At 62.8% G+C, this 4,951-nt stretch carries 5 protein-coding genes; all 5 read right to left on the bottom strand.

Features of this window, described 5'->3' with window-relative positions; all coding sequences use genetic code 11:
• Nucleotides 1–276: NAD(P)/FAD-dependent oxidoreductase (locus WCA53_RS25510; protein ID WP_423916967.1), on the bottom strand; the 276-nt coding region annotated here is incomplete at its 3' end.
• Nucleotides 277–347: 71 nt separating this feature from the next.
• The gene (locus WCA53_RS25515) at nucleotides 348–1,442 is read right to left on the bottom strand and encodes a porin (RefSeq protein ID WP_423916969.1); all 1,095 of its coding nucleotides are present in this window, start codon (nucleotides 1,440–1,442) and stop codon (nucleotides 348–350) included.
• Between the two features lie 129 nt (nucleotides 1,443–1,571).
• Nucleotides 1,572–2,942, bottom strand: coding sequence for an MFS transporter (locus WCA53_RS25520; protein ID WP_423916972.1), 1,371 nt, complete (start codon nucleotides 2,940–2,942; stop codon nucleotides 1,572–1,574).
• Between the two features lie 114 nt (nucleotides 2,943–3,056).
• Nucleotides 3,057–3,980 (bottom strand): ketopantoate reductase family protein, encoded by a 924-nt coding sequence (locus WCA53_RS25525; protein WP_423916975.1) that lies wholly within the window; start codon nucleotides 3,978–3,980, stop codon nucleotides 3,057–3,059.
• Nucleotides 3,981–3,997: 17 nt separating this feature from the next.
• The coding region (locus WCA53_RS25530) for a thiamine pyrophosphate-dependent enzyme (RefSeq protein ID WP_423916977.1) at nucleotides 3,998–4,951 on the bottom strand (954 nt) is incomplete at its 5' end.

The following is a 4,951-nucleotide window of genomic DNA, read 5'->3' on the forward strand; positions in this document are numbered from 1 at the left end:
CGCCTGCAAGGCGGATGCATCGAAACGGCGCAGCAAGGGTTCGATCTGCGCCCGGCGCTCTGCATAGCGCGAGAGGAACTTGTCCGCCCGCTCGGAATGCGTAAGGTTCATGCCGCCCTTGCCTGCCATCAGGAACTTGCGGCCGACCGAAGGCATGGTGTCGTAGAGATCCACTTCGACGCCGGCCACCGCCAACGCTTCGGCAGCCATCAAGCCAGCAGGACCGCCGCCGATGACGGCGACACGTTGGGTTCGGTTTTCGGAGGGTGACGGCATGCCTGATGGATGGTCGAAACAAAGGGTTGCAAGCGAGGCAGCATTGTCGCACTCGCCACCTCGGCAAACGATCAAAACGTGTGCTTCATTCCCACCACCGCCGACGTGACGCTAGCGCCGGCATCGGCTGTCGGCCCCGGGTTGGCGGCTCCGGAAATCGTGAACGAGGCGCGAGCCCCGTTGTTCAGATAGGCGGCGCCGGCATAGAGCGTGGTGCGTGGCGACAGCGGATAGTCGAATCGAAGCGCGCCGGTCGCGGCATTCCCACCGCTGTCGGACAGGTTCCGATACACACCGGCGCTCACCAGCAATAGGCCAACGCCGAGCGGCGCGGTGATATCGATGGAATAGAAGTCGTTTTTCGGGTTCGCATACGCCAACGGATGGGCAGTCGTAACGTCGGGGCCGCCGCGATGTTGCTGAATCAGCAGTGAAGGCTTGACGAAGCCGAAATCGTACGACGCCCCGATCAGCAGGTAGTTACCGGCTGCCGTCGATGTCGCTCCGGAAACCGGCGTGCTCGTCGCAAAACCTTGCGTCATGAAATCGACATCGGCGGCGAAGCGACCGTTGCTGTAGTTGAGTCCCGCACCGGCATCTTTTCCGAGGTTGCCCGGCACGCCCGCGACGCCATTGCCGCCGAACGAATAAAAGCCCCGCAAGGTGAACCCGGCGAACGCGGGGGACACATAGCGGATCGCGTCGCTGGCTCGAAGGGCCCGCACAAACACAAAACTGTTTGCGGCATTGCCCCAGCCAAGGCCATTGCCCAAGCCCGGCTGCGCGTAGGTAACAAAGGTGGTGTGCAGCGGCGTATAGCTGTTGCCGACCTGAACGCGCCCGAACGCGCCTTGCGCGCCGATCCACGCTTCGCGACCGAACAATGCGCCTTCCTGCAGCGCGACGCCGTGGGTGCTTGAAAAGCCGTTTTCAAGCTTGAAGATAATGCGCGTACCGCCGCCAATGTCTTCAACTCCGGTCAAACCCCATCGTGATGCGGTGATATTGCCGCTGTCCATCCGGAACTGACTGCCGTTGCCGGCGTTCGCATATTCAACCGATGTATCGATACTGCCGTACAGCGTCACGCTGCTTTGCGCGGCCGCGTCGTGCGAAAGCAGAACCCACGGGCAAGCCAGTAACGCGGTGATCAGGATGTTCTTCATGGTGTCTCTTGATTTGGTACGCCCACGCACATGGAACGTGCGCGCGTGCAGATTCCCGCCGGGCTTTTGCAAGCCCGGTCAGGGAGATCCGATTGAGTTAGAGCGAAGCGGTCTGGAAAGCCTTGGTGGCTAAACAGACGGCGCGCGCGCCCGCGCGTCGTCGGCACGGGGAATGTGGTGGCGCACGACCATCAACGCGACAAGCACCATGAACATGGCTGCGCCGAGCATGGCGAGGTAGAACGATGCGCCGCCTGCGGTGATCAGCAGCGCACCGGCAAACGCGCTGACGATCGCCCCGATTCGCCCGAACGCAAGAGCCGAGGCTGTGCCGGTCGCCCGGACGCGCGTGGGGTAGACGTAGGCGCAGAGCGCGTACATGGTCGATTGCACGGCGTTCACGAAGAGTCCGTGCACGCCGAGACCGAACACGAGCCAGTGAGTGTGGTGCATTACATCGATACCGCGTATTGCCAGCGCACTCGCCACGCCGCCCGCACAGCACAAGAGCAAGGGCCAGCGCGAGCCGTATCGTGTAATCGCGAACGCGCAGCCCAGCGCGCCGAACACGCCGCCCAGGTTGTACGCCGTCAGTCCCGATCCCGCGACCGCGACGTCCAGGCCCTCTGCGGCGAGCATGGTCGGCAGCCAGCTAAACGCGCTATACACCGCGAGCAGGCACATGAAGAATGCGCACCAGATGGCGACGGTGTCGCGGGCGCGGCCGGTCTCGAACAATGCACCGAAACCCGCACGTTGCTCGGCCTTCTGCTCGACCAGATCGGTGAAAGCGGTGTTACTGCCGGTTGACCTCGACATTCGGCCGAGCAGCGCCCGTAACTCGTCCCAGCGTTCGGGCCAGCGAGCGAGAAAGCGCGGCGATTCGGGCAACGTGGCGAGCAACAAGATACCCAGTACGATCGGCAACGTACCGCCGATCCAGAACAGGCCGCGCCATCCGTACACCGGCAACACCCTGCTCGCGAAAAGTCCCGCGAGCATGCCGCCGAGCGGCACGCACACGATGGTCGCGGTGATCGCCAACGTGCGTCGCCGGGCCGGTGTGAACTCGGCGGTCATGGTGGCGGCGCTCGGCAATGCGCCGCCGATTCCAAGCCCGGCGATAAATCTCATCACCGCGATCGACGTCACGTTATTCGCGAAGCCAATACAGCACGTCGCCACGCCAAACAACAACACGCTGGCGATAAGCGCCCAGCGGCGGCCGAAGCGATCCGCGAACAAGCCTGCGCACGCGCTGCCGATGCCCATGCCGATCAAGCCCGCGGCAACCGCCGGGGCAAAGGCGTTGCGCGTGATGCTCCACTCCTTGATCAACACGGGAATGGCGAAGCCGATGAGCTGGCCGTCGAAGCCGTCCATCACGATCGACAGCGCCGCGAGCAGCACGACGATCTTCTGGACGGCGGTAAAGGGTCCATCGTCGAGCACACGGCCTATATCGATGGAGGAAGGTAAATTGAGCGTGTCGCGCTTCATTGCGGACCCCCGCTCGGACGGATGATGGGCATGCTTGTGTCCTGTTGATTGTTTTGGCGCGTTAGCTTCAATGGCTCGCGCTCGTTATGGAGCCTCTTTCAATCCGTTATTCGATCATTCCGTATTGCGCGCCTCGACCAGACGCACGAGTTGCAGCAGGATCTCCGTATGCACGACCGGCACGTTCAGTTCACGCGCTGCCACGACGACCGCGCCATTGATCGATTCGATTTCGGTCCGACGTCGCGCGAGAACATCCTGCAGCATTGAAGGCTTGTGCCCATGGTGCGTCTCGATCGCATGGAGCACGGTGCTTGCGCACCTTTCCTGATCGACGCGAATGCCTTTCGCTCGCGCCACATCCAGCACTTCGACGACGATCTTCAATGCGAGCGCGGCGCCGTCCGGCACGCGACCGAGCTGATCGACGGCACAGCCGCTCACCGCGCACAGGGAATTCAGCGCGGCATTGAACGCCACTTTTTCCCAGATCGCGGACCAGACGTTGTCATCGACGGTGCAATGCAGACCCGCGGCGTCGAGCGCGTGGGCGATGGCGTCGGCCTGCGGACGATGAACCCCATCCCCGCACATCATGCGAATTTTCCCCTCGCCATGCGACGCCACGTGCGCGGCGCCGAGCTTGTCGGCCGGCCATGTCGTCACGCCGATCAGCACGCGCTCGGGACGAACCGACTCACTAATCAACTCCGCGTTGCCCAACCCGTTTTGCAACGTCAGCACAAACGTCTCCGGCCCGATAACTTGCTTCACGCTGGCAAGCGCTGCCCGCGTATGCAGCGACTTCGTGAATACGACAAGCAGGTCGGGCGTGGAACAGAGCAGCTCTGGACGGCTGACAGCAAGTTGAGTAATGCGGCGGTCTCGCGAGCCGTTCACGAGCCGCAAGCCGTCGCGACGAATGGCATCGAGATGTTGCGCATCGATGTCGAGCAGGGTCACCGCGTGAGCGCTTTCGGCAAGCATGCCACCGAAGAACGAGCCCATCGCGCCGGCGCCGAGTATTGCTATTTTCATAATTGGAAATCCGTGATTCAAGCAACCGCTATCTCAACCAACACCGGTTTATCCAATGCGAATGCTTCCTTCAGCACGCCTTCGAGCAATGCGGCATCAGAGACGCGCACGCCCTTGCACCCCATTCCCTTGGCGAGCGCGACGAAATCGATCCCGGGCAAATCCGTGCCCTGCACCGGATCGCCGGGTGCAAAGCCGAACATGGGCGCGAAGTCCTGAAGCGCGGCGTAGCGCGCGTTGTTGAGAATCACGTAGACAACCGGCAAGCCCAGTTGCGCAGCGCTCCATAACGCCTGGATCGAGTACATGGCCGATCCATCGCCGATCACGCCGATCACGCGTCGTCCCGGCTTCGCCAGCGCCACACCGACCGCGGCCGGCATGGCGTGACCGAGGCCGCCGCTTGCCATCGTGTAGAAGGTGCCGCGCTGTGTAATCGGCAAGTGCCGCTGCATCACGGGACGTGAACTGGGCGCTTCCTCGACCACGATATCGGCGGGATCGCGGATATCGGCGAGCGTCTGAAGCGCGAACGCGACCGAGATCGGTGATGACCCGCCCACGCGCTGCGTGGCCTCGCGCAGCGCGGGTTTTCGACGCGCAAGCGGTTGTGGCCGCGCCAGTAAATCTTCGATACCCAGCCGGACATTGCCCACCACCGACGTCCCGACGGGAATCCATGCGGCAACCGACGGATCGTCGATCAGTTGAACGAGTTGGCTTCCTTGCGGGACGTGCGGCCCGTTGCCTTCCACGTGATACGTGAAGGCCGGCGCACCCAGCGCGAAAATCAAGTCGTGGCCGTCAAGCAATTCCACGATTTGCTCGCGAATGGCTGGCAAGAAGCCAGCGAACAAGCGGTGATCTTCGGGAAAGCTGCAACGGGCGGACATCGGCGCGACAAACACACGAGCACTATGGCGTTCGGCCAATTGCACGATTTCGTCCCACGCGCGCGCATGATCAACGCC

This window comes from Caballeronia sp. (assembly GCF_049581465.1).
Taxonomy (GTDB): Bacteria; Pseudomonadota; Gammaproteobacteria; order Burkholderiales; family Burkholderiaceae; genus Caballeronia.